Origin of the sequence: Campylobacter sp. RM12647, from assembly GCF_020138135.1 — a bacterium.
Taxonomy (GTDB): Bacteria; Campylobacterota; Campylobacteria; order Campylobacterales; family Campylobacteraceae; genus Campylobacter_E.
Window position 1 is genome coordinate 92009 of sequence record NZ_JACGAS010000004.1, and the last position, 23843, is coordinate 115851.

A 23843-nucleotide genomic window follows, 5' to 3' on the forward strand; every position below is an offset into this window, starting at 1 on the left:
AAACAAATTAATTAATCAATCCTTTAAAATAATTGCTAGAATAAAGCTTTTATTTAAAGGAGAGTAGATGAACAAGATTTTAGTTTTAGATGGAGTTAGCGATTTAGCTACTAAAATTTTAGAAAAAGATTGCAAAGTAAGTGAATATCCTAAAATTAGCGAAGAAGAATTGCTAAAAATAATTGGTGATTATGATGCAGTTATTTTAAGAAGTGCTACAAAAATTACAGAAAAAGTATTAGAACACGCTCATAGATTAAAAGTAATTGGTAGAGCTGGAGTTGGTGTTGATAATATAGATATAAAAGCAGCTACAAAAAAAGGAGTAATAGTAGTAAATGCGCCAAATGGTAATACAAACGCAGCTACAGAACATACTTTTGCACTAATGTTAAGCCTTGCTAGAATGATACCTAACGCACATGCTAGCGTAGTAAATGGTATTTGGGATAGAAAAAGCTTTTTAGGACTTGAATTAAAAGATAAAACTTTAGGGGTTTTAGGTTTAGGTAGAATTGGTGCTGGCGTTGCTAGTAGAGCACAAGCATTTGGTATGAAAGTAATTGCGTATGATCCATATCTTAGCAACGAAAGAGCTATTCATTTACAAGTTAAAAAATGTGAATTAGATGAAGTTTATGCTGAAGCTGATTTTATTACATTACACCTTCCATTAACAGATGAAACAAAAGAAATGATAAATAAAAATAGCATAGCTAAAATGAAAAAAGGTGTAAGAATTATAAATGCAGCAAGGGGTGAATGTATTAATCTTGATGATTTAACAAATGCTTTAAAAAATGGAGATATTGCAGGGGCTGCTCTTGATGTTTTTGCTAATGAGCCATTAGGAAACCACGAGATTACAACTTTAAAAAATGTGGTTTTAACACCGCATTTAGGTGCATCTACAATAGAAGCTCAAGAAGGAGTTGCAGTTGATGTGGCAATTGCTATTAAAGAAGCGTTAAATGGTCAAATGGTTGCTAGTGCTTTAAATGCTGTGCCAGTTAGCCCTGAAATGCTAAATAAAATTAAGCCTTATTTTAATCTAGTAAAAGCATTAGGATTTATTGCGTGTGAAGTTAGCAATTCAGCAATTAAACAAGTTTTCATTGAATATTCAAATGCCTTTAAAGAGCTTGATACTAGAGCTTTAAGCCAAGTAATGTTATGTGGATTATTAAATTCTATATTGCAAGAAAAAGTAAATATGGTTAATGCACCAATTCTAGCTCAAAATAGAGGAATAAGCTTAATTGAGCAAAAAAGTGATGAAGTAAATAATCAAATAAAAGTAAAAATAGTAAGCGAATTAGGTGAGCACGAAATAAGAGGAGCTTTAATGAGCGATAAGAGTGCTTATGTTAGTGGTATTGATGAATATGATATTAAATTTGAACCAAGTGGAGTATTATTGTTAGTGCCACACGATAATGTGCCTGGTATGATAGGACAAATTGGAACTATTTTAGGCGAAGCAGGAATAAATATTTTAAGTATGCAAGTTAGCAAAACAAATACAAGTGGTGAAAATATAATGGCAATTAGCATTAATAAAAAACCATTAAAAACAGATTATAAAAAACTTTGTGAATTAGCTGGAGTTCATGGAGTTAAGATAATTGATTGCAGTGAGATTTGCGATGATTAATCTAATATTACTTAGACACGGGCAAACTAATTGGAATAAAGAAGGTAGATATCAAGGTCAAATTGATACTGATTTAAGTGATTTAGGCAAGGAACAAGCTAAGAAATTAGCCCTTGCTTTAAAAAATATACACATTGATTTTTTTATAGCAAGTCCTTTAAAAAGAGCTTATGAAACAGCTTGTGAAAGTGCTAAATTTCACAATAAAGAAGTTTTAAAAGATGAAAGATTATTAGAGATAAATCACGGAACTTGGGAAGGTAGATTATCAAGTGAAATAGAACAAGATTTATTAAAAAAATGGAAGCAAATCCCACATTTAGTAAAAATGCCTAATGGAGAAAGCTTAGAAGATATTTTAAATAGAGTAAAACTTGCAATAAACGATTATATTACAAAATATGATGGAAAAACAATTGCAGTTTTCGCTCACGATGCAGTAAATAAGGTAATCATTTCTCATTTATTAAATGCACCACTTAGCTCATTTTGGAACATTACTCAAGATAATACCTGCATTAATGTCCTTGAAATATCTAATGATTTAGCAAAAATAATAACCTTAAATAACACCAATCATTTAGGATATTTATATTCTAAAGAAATTCAATTAGGTTTATAATGCTTATTTAAATTCTTATTTTGATTTTTACAAAATAAGAATTTAAAATCATTGCTTTACTTAGTAATTAATCTTTAAAAATTATATAAATTTATATAATATGAAAACCATAAAATACAGCTTCAATTTGCTTTAAAATATTCTTACAAGATATATTAATCTAAAGCAGAATTTGTTGTAATGTCAATATTATTTAGCATATTATTTTTGCTATTTTACTTATATTTAGGTATTACCCACGCTAGAATAATCATTTTAACCTTGTTTTAAAATCTTATAATAAATATTATCTATTTAAATTTTAAAAGTAAAAAATTTTATAAAGCTATTTTTTATTTTATTACCAAATAACATATAAAATATTTATATGAAAAATAAAGAATTTAAATTAGGATAAAAGATGAATTTTAGACATATGCAACTATTTTTAAAAGTAGCAAAATTGCAAAGCTTTACAAAGGCTGCAAATGAGCTTAAAATACCGCAACCATCATTATCTCAAAGTATTTTTGCATTAGAAAATGAGCTAAAAACCACGCTTTTTAATAGAAGCACAAATCCAATATCTTTAACCGAAGCAGGAGAAATATATTTAAAAAAAGCAAATCTAATAAAAGATATGATAGCAGAGCTTGATACTGAAATTTCAGCACTAAACAATGCCAAAACTGGCAAAATTCGTATAGCATTCTTACAAAATGGCTATAATATGATTCCAAATCTCTTGCCACAATTTTGCAAGCGTTTTAGTGATGCTGATATTAAAATTTCTCAAATCTTTTCAACGCTTAAAATCAAACAAATGATTTATGATGATGAAATTGACCTTGGAATGCTAGTGTTACCACTTGATATAAAATATTTAAAATATGAAATAATAAAAAGCAGCAATGTTTTTCTAGCACTGCCATCTTTACACGAATTATCTTTAAAATATAAAAATAAAGAATTGCCAGAAATATCAATCAAAGAACTAAAAAATGAGAAATTTATTCTGCCAAAATCTTCTCAAAGAAGTAGATTAGATATTGATTTAATGTTTAAAAACAATGAATTTATTCCTAAAATTTTATGCGAAACTGAGACTTTTGATATTGCAAATTCAATAGTAGCAAGCGGTGTTGGTGCTACTTTTACTATTAGAGAATTAATAAAAGATGATAAAAAAGATAAAATAAAATTATTTAATATAAAAGATAATAATTTAATTAAAACATTAGTTATAGCTTATAAAAAAGATAAAAAACTCTCACATTTAGAGCTTGAGTTTATAAAAATGGCAAAAGAATTAGGGGCTTAGCCCCTAAAATTATGCTAATTTTGTAGCATCAATTATATTTAAATCAAGTCCTAATTGTTCGTTGCTAAGACCAAGTGCTAATCCTACTAATTGAGAAAGATGAATTATTGGCTTTCTAATTTCAGAACCCATTGCATCTTGATAGCGTTCTTGGTAAATATCAAGCTGCATTTGGCAAAGCGGACAAGGTGTAACAACGCAATCAGCACCATTTTTATCAGCACTACCAACAATTTGAGATGACATTTTTTGCACCGATTTTACTGCTGGATAACTAGCGTGAAAACCACAGCAATCTAAGCGTTTTTCAAATGGAACTATTGTCGCACCAAGCGCACTAACTACAGCTTCAAAGCTTTTTGGATTAGTTGAACTTTCTTTTGCGTTATATGATTTTTCAGGGCGAATACTATGACAACCATAAAATAAAGCTACTTTTAGATTTGAAAGTGGCTTAACAACTTTTGATTTTAAGGTATCTAAATTCTCATACAAAATCCATAAAAGGCTTGTTATTTCATTATTTCCTTGATATTTCATATTACCTTTTGCTAAATATTCATTTATGCGGTCTTTTGCACCTTTATCTAAAGCAGTTTTTGCACGAGTTAAAGTTAGCATACAAGTGCTACAGGTTGTTAGCATTGGCATATTCATATTCTCAGCTAATGCTATATTTCTAGCATTTGCTACAAGTGCTGCTATTGGGTCTACATCTTGTGCTTGAGATGCACCACAGCAACTCCAACCCTTAATCTCGTGTAAAGTTATACCTAGTATTGGAGCTATTGCTTCTAATGACATTTTTGATTCTTTAGCTGCTTGACTTAAAACACAGCCAGGGAAAAAAGCGAAATCTTTTTGTTGCATAACTTACTCCTTATTAGCAGCTCTAGCTGCTTCAATCATTTTTACTAAATCTTCATGACCTTCAATTTCTTCATCACCAAAAATATGTAATGGATTCATCTTACCTGCTTTCATTAGATTGTACGCAATATCTATTTTTGTAGTATTTGCTAAAACACCTTCAGAGCGAAGTGCTAAATAAATCTCATTTAATCTACCTGTATCTTCTAAGTCTTTTAAGAATGCTTCTGCGTGAGCTGGTCCTGTGCCATCTTTTAAACCTTTTTTCATAGCCATTACTCTTAGCATTGCTATATCATCAGCAGCACTAATTCCTTTAGGACAGCGGTCAGCACACTCTTGACAATGAACGCACATCCAAAGACCATTTGCAATAGATGGTTTTAAGTGTTTTAAAGCATCTTTTGAGCGTGAATCATAAGCAGCACGAAATGCGTGAGTAAATACAAATGGTTCCATATAATCACTTGAATCAGCTTCAAGTTTATTACATTCACTAGCACAACAACCACATAAAATACAATCCCATTGTTTTTTAATAGCATCAACTTCAGCTTGAGTTTGCACGCAACCTTTTTTATCAGAAAATGCTTCTTTTGGTGTTATAGTTGGTTTTATTTTTCTTAAATTCTCAATACTTGGCTCCCAATCTACAACTAAATCCGAAAGAACTTTAAAATTTGCCAAAGGAGAGATTTTTAAGCTTTCAGGATTGTCATATTCTTTTAATAAATCATCCATTTTAGTATCACAAGCAAGGTATGAATGCCCATTCACACGCACACCACAAGCACCACAAATTGCCATACGACAAGCCGAAGTAAAATTTAGTGAAATATCTTGAGTACGTTTTATATGTTGTAATAAGGCTAAAAGTGTTTTTCCCTTTACTTCATCTATACTTAAATCATATGCTTGAACAAATTTATCAACTCCATTAAAGCGGTCAATTAAAATTTTCATTAGTATTTCCTTTCTTCAGGTTTAAATTCTGTAATAACTACATCTTTATAACTAAGGCTTAATTTGTCATCTTTTAAAGTAACAAGGCTATGTTTTAAGAAATTCTCATCATCTCTTGTTGGATAATCTTCTCTAGTATGAGCCCCACGGCTTTCTTTTCTGTTTAATGCACCAAGACAAGCACACCTTGCTAAAAGAATGAGATTTCCAAATTCTAAATACTCAATTAAAGCGGTGTTATAGAACATATTTGGATTTGAAATTTTAAGATTATTATATTTAGCCCAAATCTCATCTAGGATTTTTATATGTTTTTCAAGCTTTTCTCCTGTTCTATAAATTCCCATATTATCCCAGTTATATTGTCCAAATTCTTCTCTTAAATCATAAAGCTCGTTAGGTTTTGAATTGCCACTTGTTATATCTTTTAGCTTAATTCTCCATTTTTGAGCTAACTCTTCAGCGTGTTTGCCAGAGCCATAATTTTGTCTTTTATTTGCATACTCACCTGCACCCTCACCTGCAAGTTTGCCTGTAACTGCCGCATCAGCTAAGCTATTTCCACCTAGACGATTTGCTCCGTGAATTGAAGCACAACTTGTCTCACCTGCAGCAAAAAGTCCTGCTAAATGAGTACTCATATCATCAAATTTTGCAATTTCTATACCACCCATTGAATAGTGTGCTGTTGGACGAATTTTAATTGGTTCTTTTACTAAATCTATACCTTCAAATAAAAGTCCAATATGACGAATTTGTGGTAATTCATTCATAATTTGTTCTTCACCTAAATGTGTAACATCTAAAAGAACATAAGAGCCCATTCCTTCTCCAAATCCATTACCCAAACGAATTTCACTTTCAATTGAACGAGAAACAATATCTCTTGGAGCAAGCTCAAGACGATTTGAGTATTTACTCATAAAGCGTTCGCCTTTATTATTAATTAATTTTCCACCAAGACCTCTTGCCGCTTCAGTAATTAATGCACCACCATTTCTAACTCCTGTTGGGTGAAATTGAAGCATTTCAGGGTCTTTAAACGCAAGTCCAGCTCTAAGTGCTGCAGCAATTCCATCTCCACTAGCATTAAATGGGGTTGAAGTGCGGTTATAGAACACACGAGTATAACCACCTGTTGCTAGAACCACTGATTTTGCTAATACAGGCACTACATCTCCTGTTTGCATATTTAAAAGAACTACACCTTCGCACTCATTATTATCAATCGCAATATCAAGTAAGTAATGGTCAAGCAAGAAATTAACACCATTTGTAATAGCTTCATCAAGACAGGTATGCATCATAATAGAACCTGTTTTATCGGCTGCATAATTACAGCGTTCATATTTTGCACCACCAGCAAAACGCCTTGCAACCGTTTTATCTTGTTGTCTATTAAAAGGCATTCCTGCATAATCAAGTTCGTGAATTGCTTCAGTTGCTTTTTCAGCAAATTTAATAATTACATCTTGATCGCCTAAAAAATCACTACCTTTAACAGTATCATACGCGTGTAATTTGTTTGAATCACCATTTTCAAAATCAATCACACCATTAATCCCACCTTCAGCCATACAGGTTGCATTTCGTGATGGCATACCTTTATTAACTACTACAACATTTAAATTTGGATGATTTTTTCTAACCGCAACAGCAGCTCTAAGACCAGCACCACCAGAGCCGATAACTAAAACATCTACACTTGGTAGTGAGGTATTTTTACCACTTTTTTTAAGCTCACTTGCCATAATTGATACAGGGCTTGTGCTAGCTGCTACTGTACCAACACCAATAGTAGCTGATTTTATGAAATCTCGCCTATTGAATTTTTCTTCATTCATATAAAACTCCTTTAAATAAGAATTTTGGTATTAATCTTTATTTTTTTCTTAAAATAAAAAATTAATAGCAAAATATTATTCTAAATTACATTATAAGTCAAATATTATTTTTTTTATAATCTCATAAGATAAAAATTATAATATATAAAAAATCACGATTTTATGGTATTTTGAATTAGAGAATTTGTAATAAAATTAATATAAAAAACAGAATATCATCAATATTTATTAGTAGTAAACTTATAAAAAGTTTCTTTTTTAGTATTTTAATAATTAATAATATTTCACATTGCTTATAAATCTATAGTATAAATTTACTAATATTTTAAATATTTAATTTGCCTTTATTTACGCTAATTTTGAATATATACTATTAAGCTTAAATAGGCAAATTAACACCATTTAAGTAATTACTTTAATTTATAATAATTAGATGATATTTTTATATATTCTTAAAAAATAATTTTAATTTTTGAGTATAAAACTATGAAAGTGTTTTAATGCTTTTATAAGCGTCAATAATGTTTCTTATTTCTTCATAAAAAGATTAATATGATTAATAATTCACTAGTTATTAAAAAATTATATTAATGTTTTAAATTCTATTTGAGTCATAAAATAATCAAGCCCTAAAAAGGGCTTGAGATTATTCAGAAACGCTATAATCAGCTGCTGCTAAACGCTTTAATTGTCTATAGCGTCTTTGTGCATCTGCTTTGTTGCGAGCATATAGTTCTGCTGCTTCTTTTGGATTTCCTTTTTTTAGTGAGTTATAACGAACTTCTGCCATTAAGAACTCTTCATATAAATTCCAATCAGGTTCTTTTGAAGCAATTTTTAATGGATTTTTACCCTCTGCTTCTAATCTTGGATCAAATGTGTAAATTGGCCAATAACCACACTTAGTTGCGATTTCTGCGTGATCACCACTAGCACCCATTCCACCTTTAATTCCGTGAGCTATACAAGGGCTATAGCAAATGATTAAGCTTGGTCCATCGTAAGCTTCTGCTGCGATTAGTGCTTTAATAAAATGAGCATAATTTGCATTTGAATTTACTTGAGCTACGAAAATATTTCCATAAGTCATAGCAATTTGTCCTAAGTCTTTTTTCTGACTTGGCTTACCACTTGCAGCAAATTGTGCTACTGCACCTGTTCTAGTTGATTTTGAAGCTTGTCCGCCTGTATTTGAATAAACTTCAGTATCCATTACTAATACATTCACATCTTCTCCACTAGCTAAAACATGGTCAAGCCCACCATAACCAATATCATAAGCCCAGCCATCACCACCAAAAATCCATTGAGATTTTTTAGCTACATAGCTTTTTAGACCTAAAATTTCTTTAGCACCTTCAAGCTCTGCGTGTTGTTCTAATAATGGAATTAGTCTATCTCTAACATCTGCTGTTATATCAGCATTTTTCTTATTAGCCAACCATTCGCCATAAAGAGCTGCAATTGCATTTGGAGCTTTATCTTTTGTATTAATCATAATATCTTCAATTCTATGGCGAATTGTCTCGGTAGCAACTCTCATACCCATACCAAACTCAGCATTATCTTCAAATAATGAGTTACCCCAAGCAGGTCCAAAACCTTTATCATTTTTGCGATATGGAGTAGAAGGTGCTGAACCACCATAAATTGAGCTACAACCTGTTGCATTCGCAATCATCATTCTCTCACCAAACATTCTAGTAACTAATGTAATATATGGAGTTTCACCACAACCTGGACATGCTCCGTGGAATTCAAATAATGGTTGTGCAAATTGAGCACCTTTTGTAGTATCTTTTGCTATAAAATTATCTTTATAAGTAACTTTATGGAATAAGTAATCAGCATTATCTTGTTCGCCTTTTTCTAGCTCTTCTTCAAGTGGAACCATAACAAGTGATTTTTCTTTACTTGGACATTCAGTTACACATAACTCACAACCTGTACAATCTAATGTTGAAACTTGAATTTTAAATTTAAGACTTTCGCCTTTTACACCTTTAGCATCAATTGAATGTTCTTTCACGCCTGCTGGAGCATTTGCCATTTCTTCATCATTAATTAAGAATGGGCGTATTACTGCATGTGGGCAAACTGATGCGCATTGGTTACATTGAATACAATTTGCTTCAATCCATTTAGGAACCATAACACCAACACCACGCTTTTCATATTGTGTAGTTCCATGCTCAAAACTACCATCTTCATATCCAATAAATGCTGACACTGGTAAATCATCACCTTTTGCAGCGTTCATAGGTTTAACTATATTTTCAACAAAAGCAGTTCCTATGTATTTATCACCAGCTTTTTTCTCATCTATTACTAAATTAGCCCAAGCTGGATCAACAGTAACTTTTACTAAACCTTGTGCTCCAATATCAATAGCTTTATAGTTCATCTCAACTACTGCTTCGCCCTTTTTAACATAGCTTTTATATGCAAATTCTTTCATATATTTTTGAGCATCTTCATAATCAATAATTTTTGCTAATTTAAAGAATGCACTTTGCATAATTGTATTTGTTCTATTACCTAGTCCTATATCACGAGCAAGTTTTGTAGCATTTATGATATAAAAATTCACATTTTTTTCAGCTAGAACTTTTTTAACTTTATTAGGAATTTTTTCAATTGTAGTTTGTTCGTCCCAAATTGAGTTTAGTAAGAAAGTTCCATTTTCTCTAATACCTGCTAAAACATCATAAATATCTAAATATGCAGCAACACTACAAGCAATAAAATGTGGGGTACTTACTAAATAAGTTGAAGTTATTGGCTTTTTAGAAAATCTTAAATGGCTTCTTGTATATCCACCTGATTTTTTACTATCATAAGCAAAATATGCTTGTGCATATAAATCAGTTTTATCCCCAATAATTTTAATTGAGTTTTTATTTGCACCTACCGTTCCATCAGCACCAAGTCCGTAGAATAAACATTCAGTTGTGCTTTCATCCCCTAATGAAATCTTTTTGCCTAGTGGTAATGAAAGATGAGTTACATCATCATTAATTCCAATTGTAAAATTATTTTTTGGTTTTTCTTGATTTAAATTCTCATATACTGCAAGTAATTGTGCAGGGTCAACATCTTTTGAACTAAGACCATATCTACCACCTACAATTAAAGGTGCATTTTCTTTATCATAATATGCAGCTTTTATATCAAGATATAAAGGCTCGCCTATACTACCTGGTTCTTTTGTTCTATCTAAAACTGCAATCTTTTTAACTGATTTTGGCATTTCTTCAAAGAAATATTTTAAGCTAAATGGTCTATATAAATGAACCATCATAACACCAACTTTTTCGCCTTTTTTGTTTAGATAATCAACCACTTCAGTTAAAGCTTCATTTACACTACCCATAGCAACAATTACACGAGTAGCATCAGCAGCACCATAATATACAAATGGTTTATAAGTTCTACCTGTAACTTTTGAAATCTCTTTCATATAATCAGCTACTACATCAGGTAAAGCATCATAAAATTTATTAGCTAACTCACGAGTTTGAAAATATATATCATCGTTTTGCGCTGTTCCACGAGTTTTTGGATGTTCAGGATTTAAACAGGTATCACGGAATGCTTGAACTGCATCCATATCAATTAATCTTTTAAATACTTCATAGTCCATTACTTCAATTTTTTGAATTTCATGAGATGTTCTAAATCCATCAAAGAAATGCATAAATGGAACTCTTCCTTTAATAGCACTAAGATGAGCAACACCAGCTAAATCCATAGCTTGCTGAACGCTATTTGAACATAGCATTGCAAAACCTGTTTGACGAGCTGCGTAAATATCTTGATGATCACCAAAAATTGATAAAGCTTGAGCAGCAATTGCACGAGCAGCAACATGTATAACACCAGGAAGCATTTGACCTGCGATTTTATACATATTTGGGATTTTAAGTAATAAACCTTGAGAAGCTGTATAAGTTGTAGTTAATGCACCAGCTTGTAACGAACCATGAACGCTACCAGCAGCACCTGCTTCACTTTGCATTTCAACAATTTTTACAGGCATTCCAAAAATATTTTTCTTTCCTTGAGAAGCCCAAATATCTGTATAATCAGCCATAGGTGAACTTGGAGTAATAGGATAAATTCCTGCGACTTCTGTGAACGCATAGGCAGCATATGCAGCGGCTTCGTTACCATCCATTGTTTTCATAACTTTTGCCATAATTTTTTCCTTTTTTATAGAATTTGTGTTTCAATTTTACTCAAAGCTTATAAATAAATGTTAATTTGATTCAAGTTTGTAAGTGCTAGAAAATAGGACATTTTTAGTATTGTAAATATTGTCAATCAAAAAAGTTACTGATTTAATTTTAGGGTTAATTATTTCATCATAATGAGTAAATAAACTTTCAAAAAATATAATATTTTCATTATTTTTTAAAAATGGTTTTATGATTTCTTTAAATTCTATAAAAATAATTTTAATTAAATCAAAATTTTCAATCTTAAACTCAATTTTTTTATTTCTTATTTTAAAACTAATTTTACTTGTATTTGAAAGATTGATTTGTAAATTAGTCGCTATTTTAGAATAATCAATTGCGTTATTTACAACGCTATATTTTACTCTAAAATCTATACTAATATCATTTAACATATCAAGAATAGATTTATAAGCAGTTTTATTTAAATACCAAGATAAAAATGCTAAATCATCTTTTACATTGTCATTAAACTTCAGATTATCAACATTAAATTCAAATTCTGAACTCATATTAAACAAGCTAGTATCATCAAAATAATATTTATTTTTATCAAAATAATATTCTAAATTATTCTTTTCTATAAAAGAGTATTTTAAATCTTTAAAATCCTTTTCAAGTAATTGTAAAAAATTATAAAATGCAACTCTGTTTTTAATATAAATATTAGAGAATTTAAAATATTTAAAAACTCCATTTTCTATAAAACATTCAGTATAACTTGAACATTCCACCTTAGCTGCTATATATAATTTTTCAAGTAATTTTACTAGATAATCTATTTCTTGTTTTTGCTTGATTATATTTCTTTGTTCTTGTTGATAATTATCATACAAAAACACACTAGTTGTTAATACAACAACAAGTATGCTTAAAATTATTTTTTTCATAAATTAGCTTCGTTTAAAGCCTCTGATTGATAGTGAGCTATTAGTGGTTCAATGATTTCATCTAATAAACCATCTTGCATAATTATGTCTAATCTGTGTAAAGTAAGATTTATTCTGTGATCACTTATTCTATTTTGTGGATAATTATAAGTTCTAATTCTTTCACTTCTATCTCCACTTCCAACTTGAGATTTTCTACTCTCTCGCTCTTTTGCTAATCTTTCTTGCTCTTGCATTTCATAAAGTCTTGCTTTTAAAACTTTTAAAGCACTTTCTTTATTTTTATGCTGACTTTTACCATCTTGATTAACAACAACTAAACCTGTTGGAATATGTGTAATTCTAACTGCAGAATCAGTAGTATTTACACTCTGACCACCATGACCACTACTTCTCATTACATCAATTTTTAAATCATTTGGATTTATTTCAATATCACTATCTTCTACTTCAGGCATAACCGCAACGGTTATAGCACTTGTATGAACTCTGCCTTGAGATTCTGTAGCAGGAACTCTTTGAACTCTGTGTGTGCCACCTTCGTATTTTAATCTTGAATAAGCTTTATCACCTTTAATTAATAAAATAATCTCCTTAAATCCACCTGCACTGCCTTCACTTTGACTAACTACTTCTATTTTATAATTTTTATCTTCAGCATATCTTGCATAAGCTTTAAATAAATCTCCGACAAATAAAGCAGCTTCATCTCCACCAGTTCCAGCTCTAATTTCTAAGAAAATATTCTTATCATCATTTGGGTCTTTTGGTAATAAAAGTATTTTTATTTCTTCTTCTAATTTAGGTTTTAATTCTTCTAATTCTTTTAATTCTTCTTTAGCTAAATCACCTAAATCAGGATCTTGCAATAAAGTTTTATTTTCTTCAATTGAATCTAGCGTATTTAAATATTTTTTAGCAACCTCAACTATATCTTCTAAACTTTTTTGTTCTTTTGATAAGGCTGTAACTTTTGCTAAATCTGTAGTATTTTCAATATTACTTAAAAACGCTTGAATTTCTTCATAGCGTTTTAAGAAAGGTTCAAGTTTGCTTGCTAGCATTAAAAATTATGCACCAATTTTATTTACTAAAAGTGCTAAACGACTTACTTTTCTTGAAGCTGTTTGTTTTTTAATAAAACCACGGCTTACCATTTCGTGAATTTTTTTATTAGCTACTTTTAAAGCTGCTGCTGCCGCTTCATTATCATTAGCTGCTGCTGCTTCACGAACTGCACGAGTAATGTTTTTAAGTCTTGTTCTATAGAATCTATTTCTAATAGTTTTTTTAATTGTTTGTCTAGCTCTTTTTTCTGATGATTTATGATTTGCCATAAAAAATTCCTTCGTAAAAATTTTTAAAAGACTGATTTTAGTAAAGTTTTGTTAAAATAATCTTAATTCAAAATTAAAATCATACTGAAAGGCAAAAAAATGATATTTGGAACAGATGGAATTAGAGGTTTTGCAGGTAATGATTTAAGTGCTTTTAAAGCTCTTAAAGCTGCTATGGCTATTGGAATTTTTTTTAAAAATAAAGCATTAACAAAAAAAGTAATAGTTGGAAAAGATACTAGAAGAAGTGGTTATATGATAGAAAATGCAATCGTTAGTGGTCTTAATGCAGTAGGTTTTAATGTATTGCAAATTGGCCCTATGCCTACACCTGCTGTTGCTTTTTTAAGTCAAGATTTAAGATGTGATTTTGCTATTATGATAAGTGCCTCTCATAATCCTTATTATGATAATGGTATTAAAGTATTTGATGCTAATGGATTTAAATTAAGCGAAAGCGAAGAATTTGAAATAGATAAAATATTTAATGATGATAATTTAATTAATTCGCATCTTGCAATAAAGGATAAAATCGGCTCTGCAAAAAGAATTGATGATGTAATAGGTAGATATATAGTTCATATTAAAAATTCTTTTCCAAAAGATACAACCTTAAAAAACCTTAGAATTGTGTTAGATTGTGCAAATGGAGCGGCTTATAAGGTTGCACCTGCTGTCTTTTCTGAATTAGGAGCTGATGTTATAACATTAGCTTGTGAGCCAAATGGAATAAATATTAATGATAATTGTGGAGCACTTCATCCAAATATGTTAGCTAAAGAAGTAAAAAGATTAAGAGCTGATGTTGGGTTTGCTTTTGATGGAGATGCTGATAGATTGGTTGTGGTTGATGAAAACGGAGAAATCATTAATGGAGATATTTTATTAGGGGTTTTAGCAAAAGCTTTAAAAGATAATAATAATTTAAGCGGTGTTGCAATTAGTAAAATGAGTAATATGGGATTTTTAAATTATCTTAAAAAACACGATATTTCTTATGTTACAACTGATGTTGGAGATAAATATATTCTACACGCAATGCAAGATAAAAATTATAATTTTGGTGGAGAGCAAAGCGGACATATAATTTTTAGCGATTACGCAAAAACTGGTGATGGCATAGTAGCAGCACTTCAAGTAGCAAAATTATTATTAAATAAAAAAGCTAGCGAGATTTTTAGCGAAATTAAATTATTTCCACAAAGCTTAACAAACCTAAAAATCACAGAAAAAAAGCCTTTAGATAAATTAGAAGGCATAGATAACTTATATGAAAAATTAAATAAAAATAATGTGAATTATTTATTTAGATATTCAGGAACTGAAAATTTAATGAGAATATTACTTGAATGTGAAAATGAAAAAACCTTAAAAAATATGGAAAATGAATGTATAAAATACTTTCAAAGTGTGCTAGTATGAGAAAAAAAATTATCATCTCAAGTCTTATAATAGCCATTGTAATAATCTTAGATAGACTTAGTAAAAATATATTTTTAGCAGGTTATGAATGGCATTTTACCCCTATTAGTTTTTATTTAGTTTTTAATGATGGGGTTGCTTTTTCAATGCTAAGTTTTTTACAAGAATATCTAAAATATATTCAAATAATGTTGCTTATAATTGCTGGAATACTTTTAATTAAAGAACAAAAATTCCTAAACGATAATTATTATGCCCTATCATTCATATTAGCTGGGGGCATAAGCAATGTTTATGATAGGTTTTTATATCCTGGAGTTATTGATTTTATAGCTTGGCATTATTGGTTTAACTTCGCTGTTTTTAATATTGCTGATGTGTGTATTAACCTTGGCGTTATTATAATAATTTTAAAAGAAATTTTTAAGAAAAGGAAGAAAAATGGAATTTCTAGCTAACAATTATGATTGGATAAAATGGCTTCATTACTTAGCGTTTATTTCTTGGATGGCGACTTTGTTTTATTTGCCACGCCTTTATGTATATCATCAAGAACATTCACATAAAAAAGAATTTGTTGAAGTTGTAAAAATTCAAGAAGATAAATTGTTTTATTTTATAGGACAACCTTCTATGATAATTACACTACTTACTGGAATTTTAATGATTAGTGCTAATTCAACCTTGATGAAACTTGGTTATTTTCATCTTAAATTATTGTGTGTTGTTCTACTACTGATTTATCATTTTGATTGCTTAAGATACCTTAAACAACTAAAAAACGATACTTGTAAAAAAAGTGGTAAATTTTTTAGAGCTTATAACGAAGTGCCTACTATAATAATGATAGGTATAATTACTGCAATGATTATAAGACCATTTTAAATAGGAATATAACATATTCCTATTTAAACAATAATGTATATTATTAGTTTAAATTCTTTTAAAAACTAAATAATAATACTAAGCTAAAAAACTTGTAATTTTAAGAGATAATTAAGAAATATCTAATATATTAAAATATCTTACATAAATAGGAAAAATCTTGGATACTTTACATCAACCAACTTTAAGGGTTATTAAAATTTTAGAGACTTTAAAAAATTGTGATGAAGGTCTTAACATAACACAAATTTCAAAAGAATGTAAAATCAGTGTGGGAACTCTTCATCCTATTTTAAAAACACTTTGTGAATTAGATTATTTAAGTTTTGATAATAAAAATTATAAATTATCTTTTTGTCTAAATCCAGAACTAGAACAAAGGAAATCTACAAAAATTATAATTTATTATATGGATGAGCTAGCTAAAAAAATAAGATTAGCCGTGCAATTAGGGATTTTAAATGGTAAAAAAGTAATTTACTTACATAAAAGTGAAGGTAATGAAAAAATTATTCTAAAGACAAAAGCTGGAGATGTAGCCAATGCTAACGCAACTGCTCTTGGTAAAGCATTGTTATTTGATAAGAATTTAAATGAATTAAAAAGTATTTTCAAAAAACAAATTCTAGAGCAAAATACTGCAAGAACAATCAATAATATAAATGATTTATACGACAATATTCAGTATTGTAAAAATCTAGGTTATTCTTATGAATATGGAGAATATGATGATGATTTTTCTTGTTTTGCTGTGCCTATTTATAAAAACCAACAAATATTTGCTGCAATTAGTGTTACTATCTTGAAATTTCATATAAATGATGAAAAAAAGGATTTAATAACAACAGAATTATTAAAATATAAAAAAATTATAGAAGAGCAATTACAATAATTATTTTAATAGTATTTAATATTTATATTAAATATATTTTAATTATTGCTTTATCATTTTTATAATTTATATCAAATTAACAACTTTCAGTTAGAATAAATGAAAATTAATTTTAATTTTTATTACTTAATTTAAGGAGAAAATATGGAAAGTTTTGCAATTCTTAAAATTGCACTAGCGTTAATAGTAGTAATTGTTACTATTACACTTTTAATTAAACGCCACGAATCAAGAATGGTTCTTTTTACAAGTGGTGTTGTTTTATGTATTATTGCAGGTGCTCCAATGGACGCACTAGAAGCTTTTACTAAAGCGATAAAAAAGGCAAACATTATTGAACCAATAGTTGCTGCTATGGGTTTTGCTTATGTTTTAAAGCTTACAACTTGCGATAAGCATTTAGTTCATGCTTTGTCAAAAGTATTAAAATATGCAGGTATTTTTCTAGTTCCTGGAGCTGTATTAATCACTGCATTTATTAATATTTCAGTAACTTCTGCTGCTGGTTGCTCTGCTGCTGTTGGTGCGGTTATTATCCCGCTACTTATGAGAATGGGGGTTCATCCTGCACTTGCTGCTTCAACCGTTTTATTAGGAACTTATGGAAGCGCAAACTTAAACCCTGGTTATCATCAGACAAATATAGTCGCTGAAGTTAGTAAAGTAAATGTAATGGAAGTAATTCATTATGAAGCGTTTTATTTTGGAGTAAGTGCTGTAATTTGTGCTTTTGGATTGATGATTGTTGGCTTACTTTTAAAAGAATATAAAGGTTATGTTCTTGAAGATGAAAGCAATGATGATAAAGATTTCAAAATCAATCCTATAAAAGCTATTGTTCCAATTGTTCCTGTTGCTATACTTTTAGTTCTTAGCAATTCGCATTTTAAAGAATGGTATGAAGCTACTTTTGCACTTAAAGTTCCAAAAGTTGGCATTGGTCATGCAATGATTATTGGCTCATTATTAGCATTTATTACTTGCTTTAAAGATGTAAAAGCTGGTGAAGTTATGAAGAAATTTTGTGCTGGTATGGGTGAAGGATTTTCACATGTATATGGAATCATTATTTGTGCGGGGATATTCGTTGCAGGGCTTGAAGCTATGGGATTTGTTCAACAATTAATTGATTTTATGAAATCAAACCCAAATATTGCAACTTTCATAGGTTCTGTTGGAACTTTTGCCCTAGCCTTAATAACAGGTAGCGGAGATGCTGCCGGAATAGCATTTAATCAAGCTGTAACGATAAAAGCAGCAGATATCGGACTAGACCCTATGCACCTTGGCTCTGTTGTAACTGCTGTAGCTGGACTTGGAAGAAGTATGAGCCCTATTGCAGGAGCTGCTATTATATGTGCTACTTATGCGAAGGTTAATCCAATTGAACTAGCTAAAAGAAATGCAATACCAACAATTATTGCAGCAATAGTATATGTATTAATCGCTATTTAAATTCTACATTGCAAAAGGAAAATTAATATTATTTCCTTTTGCAAAAGTTCTTTTGAAAATCACTACAATTATATTTGGAATACAAATTGCTTATTTATAAAAAACTTAATAAAGGTTATAAATGCAAGTTGTACAGAATTTAGAATCAATTAGTATAAATACTCAAGATTTTTCATTTTTTAAAGAAATGAAAGAAATAATTAATAAAAATTTTTCACAAAATATCGGAAAGAAAAGCAAATTAATATCATTTTATGTTGAAAATGAAATTCCACAAAGAAGATATTTTTTAAAATTACTATCAATATTGAATAAAAAATATAATAATGAACAACTTCAAAATATAAATACCGCATATTATAAAAAATTTAAACTAAATCTAGTAAGCGTAAACAGCCTAAAAGCAATGATAAATTGTAAGCTTGATTTTATGAGAAAAGATATAATTTTAAATTTCTCAAATCTTGAAAAAAATTTAATAATTTATCTTTCTAATTATTTTAAAGAGCACGATATAAAAATATTAAAAACTAAATTTATCATCACTTATAAAGATGAAAATACATTAAGTTTATTAGATAAACTATGTGCTTGTAACGAGCATTTAAATTACTGCGTAAGCTTTAGTCTAAGCGAATTGGCTTATTTGCAATTTAAAAAAGAAATTAAAAATGAGCTGAAAAAAGACAATAGGTTTTTAAATGTTTGTATGCTTTTAGAAGAACATTTTAAAACATTAGGAGTGGAAGTAGGAGCTAGTTTTGATGTTGTAAGGAATAAATATCTTAAGTTAAGTAAAGTTTATCATCCTGATTTTCACTCGGAAAAAAGTGAAGAAGTAAAAAGAGTGTTAAAAGAAAAATTTGAAGAAATAAATATCGCATATGAAAGCCTAAAACCATTGTATAAAAATGTAAGTTAATATAATTATTAGAAATTTATAATAATTATCAGTTTCTTTAAAGGTTAATTGAGTATCATACTCAAAATTATTTTTAAGGAGAGTTTTATGTCAGTTTTGGTTATTGGTGCAGATGAGATTACCCCTATTAAAGCAGTTTTACATGACTTAGGTGCAAAAACAATCACTCATTGGGATGCTAGAAATGAAAATAGAGTAAATCGTCAAAGCATTCCACAAGATACTGGCTGTGTTGTTATGCTTACAAGTTTTTTAAATCATAACACTATGAAAAAAATAAAAAGTCAAGCTAAAAAAAGAAATATACCTTTAGTATGTGCTAAGCGTTCTGTTAGTTGTGTGTATTGTGAATACTGCAAGGTTTTGGGTTTAAATAAATAAGTTTTAAAATAGAATTTGAAATCAATTATTTAATTTCAAATTCTAAATATTTTAATTATTCAATAATTAAGCCAAAGCCACTTAAAGCTGCAAATTGTTCTTGATTGCCTAAAAATTTAAACTTATTAATGCCTAAATCTTTTAAAATCTGTGCTCCTATGCCATAGTTTTTATCATCACTTTTTAAGCCTTCCATAAATACTAACATACCACCTTCTTTACTTAAATCATCTATTGATTTTAAAGTTTCTTCTAATTTAGTAGCATTTAAAATATTAATATCTTTAGAGCTCTTATAAAACTTAATCAGACTTTTTTCATTTTTACCTGCAAAAGCAAAAATAGTGTGAATATCTCCTAAAAAATCTTTATATACAATCTTTTTAACATCTTTACATAGTAATTTAGTTTTTTCTTCACTAATTTTTGATACTAAGCTTTCATTTTGTAATCTATATTTGATTAAGTCTTCAATAGTTACTAATTTTATATTGTGCTTTTTGCCAAATTCTATTAAATCATCACGCCTAGCCATTGTTCCATCAGGATTCATAATTTCACAAATTACACAAGCAGGAGTAAGTCCAGCTAATTTACACATATCAACCGTACCTTCCGTATGCCCTGTTCTAACTAATACACCGCCATCTTTTGCTATTAACGGATTAATATGACCAGGTCTTACAAAATCACTTGCAACTGCATTTTTATTTGCAAATAATTTTATAGTAGCATCTCTTTCGCTAGAACTAACACCTGTACTTGCCGTTTTAATATCTACCGTAATAGTAAATGCCGTTTCATGATTAGATGTATTTTTAGGAACCATTAGCGGTAATTCAAAATGCTCTGCAATTTTTTTATCTAGTGCTACACAAACAACACCCCTAGCATGTGTTAATGTGAAATTCACCTTTTCTGGCGTGCTAAATTCTGCTGGAAAAATCAAATCACCTTCATTCTCCCTATCTTCAGCATCTAGCATTATCAACATATTTCCTTTTTTTAATTCTTTTATACCTTCTTCTATACTAACAAAAGACATATTTTTCCTTTTAATAATTATTTTAATTAAGTGTATGTAAAAATAATATATAAATGTTTAGAAATACAAAAAAATAAGTAAAAATTATTTTTTTAAAAATTTTACTTGACAAATATATTTTTTTGATATATAATCACGCTTTTAATTTGCATTGGGGTATCGCCAAGCGGTAAGGCAACAGGTTTTGGTCCTGTCATTCAGGGGTTCGAATCCCTTTACCCCATCCACTTTTATTTATCGCGAAATAGAGCAGTGGTTAGCTCGTCGGGCTCATAACCCGAAGGACGGGGGTTCAAATCCCTCTTTCGCAACCATTTCAAGTAGGAAATGGGAATAAATGAAAAAAAATCTTAAAAAAGAAAGGATAATAAATGTTAAAAGGGAATTTAATAATATGTATTATCGTTCTTTTCACTCGTCAAATTATGGATTATACCTATACGAAAATAATCTAATTAAAGAAAAAATAAAAAACAACTCATCAAATATTTTAATCAAAAACGAATTCAAAGATAATTATAATTATTCTTTTTTCAACACTAAAAATAGAGATTTTAATATAAATTGCAAAGAATATCAAAAAATATTAGAAAAATATCATAAGCAAAAAATATTTTTAAAATATTCTTATTTAATTAATAAAAAAACTTTTGCAGTTAATAAAGAAAAAAATTTAATGAGTGTTTCATATAGTGCAAATCACTCTTTAAAATATTATTCAGAAATGCAAAATCTAATTGATTATTATAATTATACTAATGGCGTTTTAAGAAATTACATTCCTTTATTTTTAACAATTACTCTTGATGGTTGCTATCGTGATTTTTTAAATGGTGATTTTAGTCGCTTTAATGCCGAAAGAAATCATCACGAAATACCTAAAGACTTAAGGTATAAATATTCATTAAAGCATTCTTATAGTATTAATGATTTAGTAAAAGTTTTAAATTACCAACATAAAAAAATGCGAGATAGGTATTTAAATAAATATAAAGATATAAAACACGATTATATAAAAGTATTTGAACCACATAAAAATGGAGTTCCACATTTGCATTGCTTATGGTTTATTCCTAATGATAAAGAATTAATTCAGTATTTAAAAAAAATATTTATTGAATGTTGTCCTGCCCCACAAAATAAAAGTAAAAAAGGCTTAGGCACAGAGCAAAATAAAAATGAAGAATTACAAGGCTTTCAAATAAGTATAAAAAACTCAAGTGCTTACATTATTAAATATATTCAAAAAACCTTTAGAGATGTAAAAAATAATTGTAAATTAAGCAAAATTAACGCTTGGTATATCGTAAATAAAGTTAGGCGTTTTACTCGTTCTAATATTATTACAAATAATAACCAATCTTTTCCATTAAAAATATGGAGAACTCTAGGGGGATACTTTCAAGATTATCTAAAAGAATATGAATATTTTTCAGATACTGGAAAAAGCTTTTATAGACCTATAAAACTTAATGAGTTTATTCAATACTTTGAATATGGTTCTAGTTATATTTCATATAATTTTAACACTAAAAAAGCACCTTTTTTTATTGATGTAGTTATTAATAATTTTAGGTTTTTTTATACTAAAAAAACCTTATTTATAACTAAGCTTTATCATAATAAAGAGAAGATTATACATAAACAAAAAAATAATTCTTATTGTGTTTTACCATATAGCAAAAATCATATAAGGGGTATAATATGATTTTTCAAGATTTATTTAATCAGTATCTAGTTTTAATAAAAGAACAAATCGCAGACCATTCTTATAAGTGTTATATATCTATATATAATAAATATATTAAAAATAATAAATTAGGCTTAACACTATGTAAGGATATAAATTACCCCCTAATACAAAACTTTATTAATGAGCTAATGCAGACAAAAGCACCTAAAACTGCTAAAAATGTTTTAAGCGTTCTTAATCAAGTTATAAAACTAGGAGAACAATTAGAATTAATAAATAAAAATCCTTGCAGATTAGTTAAAATCAAGCCATTTGATAATAAGCGTTATTTTAATCATTCTTTAGATATTCAAAAGAAAATTATAAGAAGTATTAAAGATTTTAACGACCCTTTAGCAGACTTTTTATTTTTTCTTATGCAAGGTAGGAGAGTTAATGAAATTAGGCTTATTAAATGGCGTGATATAGATTTTAAAAATAATGAATACACTATAATTTCAGAGCATTCAAAAGTTAGAAAAACAATGAAATTTTATTTAATTGAAGAATTAGCAGAAAGATTAAAAAATAGATTACATAACACCGATTTTTATAAGCTTGATGATTATGTTTTTACAAACCCACAAACAAAAACACATTATAGTGATTTTAGGCGTTTATGGGAAAGGTTTTTAAAAACTTATAATTTACCCAAGTTTAGAATACACGATTTAAGGCACTTAATTGGAACTTATAGTATTAATTATTTAGGTCAAAGTATTGAAAGTGTTATGCATACTTTAGGGCATACAAATATAAACACAACTAAACGATATATAACTCAACAAACTAAGCAATCTAAAGAAGTTATGACAAATATATTTTTAAGTATTTAGTATTTTATGTGGTTAGTGCTACCCACCCACTTGTAATAGTTATTTCTAGTTTTAAGCTCTTATTAAGTAGCACTAACTTATAATATAGCCAAGTTGTTTTAAAAAAGATTTTTCTATCTAGTGTAATTCACTAGATAGGATTATTAATATTAATATTATTAATAACACCTTATCCATTCAAAATCCTTAACCTATTACAAGCGGTAAGAAACTTAAAACGATACCATTATATTAATAAAAACTTAAAATATATTTATTTAATCATAATTACTTTAGTATTTCTTTATGGTGGGGGGGGGTATGGGGGAGTCCCCCATATAGGCAAAAAGGTGTTACTTTTTGCCGTAGCCCCTTAAGTTAATGCGTTAGCATTAACACCATAAACGCAAAAAATACTTTTTATTTTTATAAACCATTTCAAACAATAATAACCATTTCTTATTAGGCTTTTAAATAACCTTAATTATTGTTAGTAGTCTTGCAAAGCTATATCTTAGAGTTTGATAAATCTAATACAAATTATTTAGATATGCAAAAAAGGGCGTGAGTTATGGC

Annotated in this window: 20 protein-coding genes and 2 tRNA genes; 14 read left to right on the forward strand and 8 right to left on the reverse strand. The window is 28.7% G+C overall.

The window, feature by feature from the left end; translation table 11 throughout:
* Positions 1 to 67 precede the first annotated feature (67 nt).
* The 3 genes from serA to AVBRAN12647_RS02860 all read left to right on the forward strand — a co-directional run bounded on the left by serA (position 68) and on the right by AVBRAN12647_RS02860 (position 3576).
* A complete protein-coding gene (serA, locus tag AVBRAN12647_RS02850) occupies positions 68 to 1654 on the forward strand; it encodes a phosphoglycerate dehydrogenase (protein WP_336609405.1) in 1587 nt (528 codons plus the stop codon).
* Complete coding sequence (locus AVBRAN12647_RS02855) at positions 1635 to 2276, forward strand: histidine phosphatase family protein (protein WP_336609406.1); 642 nt, start codon at positions 1635 to 1637, stop codon at positions 2274 to 2276. Before serA ends, AVBRAN12647_RS02855 begins: the two co-directional genes overlap by 20 nt.
* Before the next feature lie 400 nt (positions 2277 to 2676).
* On the forward strand, positions 2677 to 3576 hold the full coding sequence (locus AVBRAN12647_RS02860; RefSeq protein ID WP_336609407.1) for a LysR family transcriptional regulator: 900 nt from the start codon (positions 2677 to 2679) through the stop codon (positions 3574 to 3576).
* Between the two features lie 9 nt (positions 3577 to 3585).
* Here AVBRAN12647_RS02860 and sdhE read toward each other — a convergent pair whose 3' ends face one another.
* From sdhE to rpsT, 7 genes are all read right to left on the reverse strand, one after another.
* Positions 3586 to 4446 carry an 8-methylmenaquinol:fumarate reductase membrane anchor subunit gene (sdhE, locus tag AVBRAN12647_RS02865; RefSeq protein WP_214142701.1) on the reverse strand — a complete coding sequence of 287 codons (861 nt, stop codon included), beginning with the start codon at positions 4444 to 4446 and terminating at the stop codon, positions 3586 to 3588.
* Between the two features lie 3 nt (positions 4447 to 4449).
* Positions 4450 to 5409, reverse strand: a complete 960-nt coding sequence (gene sdhB, locus AVBRAN12647_RS02870; RefSeq protein ID WP_214117140.1) for an 8-methylmenaquinol:fumarate reductase iron-sulfur subunit — start codon at positions 5407 to 5409, stop codon at positions 4450 to 4452.
* Positions 5409 to 7253 carry an 8-methylmenaquinol:fumarate reductase flavoprotein subunit gene (sdhA, locus tag AVBRAN12647_RS02875; protein WP_336614668.1) on the reverse strand — a complete coding sequence of 615 codons (1845 nt, stop codon included), beginning with the start codon at positions 7251 to 7253 and terminating at the stop codon, positions 5409 to 5411. The genes sdhB and sdhA overlap by 1 nt, the downstream gene beginning before the upstream one ends.
* Positions 7254 to 7899: 646 nt before the next feature.
* Positions 7900 to 11451, reverse strand: a complete 3552-nt coding sequence (nifJ, locus tag AVBRAN12647_RS02880; protein WP_336614669.1) for a pyruvate:ferredoxin (flavodoxin) oxidoreductase — start codon at positions 11449 to 11451, stop codon at positions 7900 to 7902.
* A gap of 60 nt (positions 11452 to 11511) precedes the next feature.
* On the reverse strand, positions 11512 to 12381 hold the full coding sequence (locus AVBRAN12647_RS02885) for a hypothetical protein (protein ID WP_214117149.1): 870 nt from the start codon (positions 12379 to 12381) through the stop codon (positions 11512 to 11514).
* Positions 12378 to 13445 carry a peptide chain release factor 1 gene (prfA, locus tag AVBRAN12647_RS02890; protein WP_214117152.1) on the reverse strand — a complete coding sequence of 356 codons (1068 nt, stop codon included), beginning with the start codon at positions 13443 to 13445 and terminating at the stop codon, positions 12378 to 12380. The genes AVBRAN12647_RS02885 and prfA overlap by 4 nt, the downstream gene beginning before the upstream one ends.
* A gap of 6 nt (positions 13446 to 13451) precedes the next feature.
* Positions 13452 to 13718: a 30S ribosomal protein S20 gene (rpsT, locus tag AVBRAN12647_RS02895; protein ID WP_214117154.1), complete on the reverse strand. Its 267-nt coding sequence runs from the start codon at positions 13716 to 13718 to the stop codon at positions 13452 to 13454.
* A gap of 99 nt (positions 13719 to 13817) precedes the next feature.
* Here rpsT and glmM point away from each other — a divergent pair, with 99 nt between their 5' ends.
* From glmM to AVBRAN12647_RS02930, 7 genes are all read left to right on the forward strand, one after another.
* The gene (glmM, locus tag AVBRAN12647_RS02900) at positions 13818 to 15140 is read left to right on the forward strand and encodes a phosphoglucosamine mutase (RefSeq protein ID WP_336614670.1); all 1323 of its coding nucleotides are present in this window, start codon (positions 13818 to 13820) and stop codon (positions 15138 to 15140) included.
* Positions 15107 to 15598 carry a signal peptidase II gene (lspA, locus tag AVBRAN12647_RS02905; RefSeq protein WP_336608821.1) on the forward strand — a complete coding sequence of 164 codons (492 nt, stop codon included), beginning with the start codon at positions 15107 to 15109 and terminating at the stop codon, positions 15596 to 15598. Before glmM ends, lspA begins: the two co-directional genes overlap by 34 nt.
* The gene (gene hemJ / locus AVBRAN12647_RS02910; protein WP_214117160.1) at positions 15582 to 16025 is read left to right on the forward strand and encodes a protoporphyrinogen oxidase HemJ; all 444 of its coding nucleotides are present in this window, start codon (positions 15582 to 15584) and stop codon (positions 16023 to 16025) included. The genes lspA and hemJ overlap by 17 nt, the downstream gene beginning before the upstream one ends.
* Positions 16026 to 16185: 160 nt before the next feature.
* Positions 16186 to 16917, forward strand: a complete 732-nt coding sequence (locus AVBRAN12647_RS02915; protein ID WP_214117161.1) for an IclR family transcriptional regulator — start codon at positions 16186 to 16188, stop codon at positions 16915 to 16917.
* Positions 16918 to 17061: 144 nt separating this feature from the next.
* Positions 17062 to 18372 (forward strand): C4-dicarboxylate transporter DcuC, encoded by a 1311-nt coding sequence (gene dcuC / locus AVBRAN12647_RS02920; protein ID WP_214117164.1) that lies wholly within the window; start codon positions 17062 to 17064, stop codon positions 18370 to 18372.
* 121 nt (positions 18373 to 18493) lie between these two features.
* A complete protein-coding gene (locus tag AVBRAN12647_RS02925) occupies positions 18494 to 19294 on the forward strand; it encodes an adenylosuccinate lyase (RefSeq protein WP_214117176.1) in 801 nt (266 codons plus the stop codon).
* A gap of 87 nt (positions 19295 to 19381) precedes the next feature.
* Positions 19382 to 19675, forward strand: a complete 294-nt coding sequence (locus AVBRAN12647_RS02930) for a DUF2325 domain-containing protein (RefSeq protein ID WP_214117178.1) — start codon at positions 19382 to 19384, stop codon at positions 19673 to 19675.
* A gap of 55 nt (positions 19676 to 19730) precedes the next feature.
* Here AVBRAN12647_RS02930 and AVBRAN12647_RS02935 read toward each other — a convergent pair whose 3' ends face one another.
* A complete protein-coding gene (locus AVBRAN12647_RS02935) occupies positions 19731 to 20720 on the reverse strand; it encodes a bifunctional 3,4-dihydroxy-2-butanone 4-phosphate synthase/GTP cyclohydrolase II (RefSeq protein ID WP_214117180.1) in 990 nt (329 codons plus the stop codon).
* Positions 20721 to 20872: 152 nt separating this feature from the next.
* Here AVBRAN12647_RS02935 and AVBRAN12647_RS02940 point away from each other — a divergent pair.
* From AVBRAN12647_RS02940 to AVBRAN12647_RS02955, 4 genes are all read left to right on the forward strand, one after another.
* Positions 20873 to 20947: transfer RNA gene (locus AVBRAN12647_RS02940), tRNA-Gln, on the forward strand.
* Between the two features lie 11 nt (positions 20948 to 20958).
* Positions 20959 to 21034, forward strand: a tRNA-Met gene (locus AVBRAN12647_RS02945).
* A 23-nt stretch (positions 21035 to 21057) separates the two neighbouring features.
* Positions 21058 to 22428: a rolling circle replication-associated protein gene (locus AVBRAN12647_RS02950; RefSeq protein WP_336612379.1), complete on the forward strand. Its 1371-nt coding sequence runs from the start codon at positions 21058 to 21060 to the stop codon at positions 22426 to 22428.
* Positions 22425 to 23288: a tyrosine-type recombinase/integrase gene (locus AVBRAN12647_RS02955; RefSeq protein WP_336612378.1), complete on the forward strand. Its 864-nt coding sequence runs from the start codon at positions 22425 to 22427 to the stop codon at positions 23286 to 23288. The genes AVBRAN12647_RS02950 and AVBRAN12647_RS02955 overlap by 4 nt, the downstream gene beginning before the upstream one ends.
* Positions 23289 to 23843: the final 555 nt, after the last annotated feature.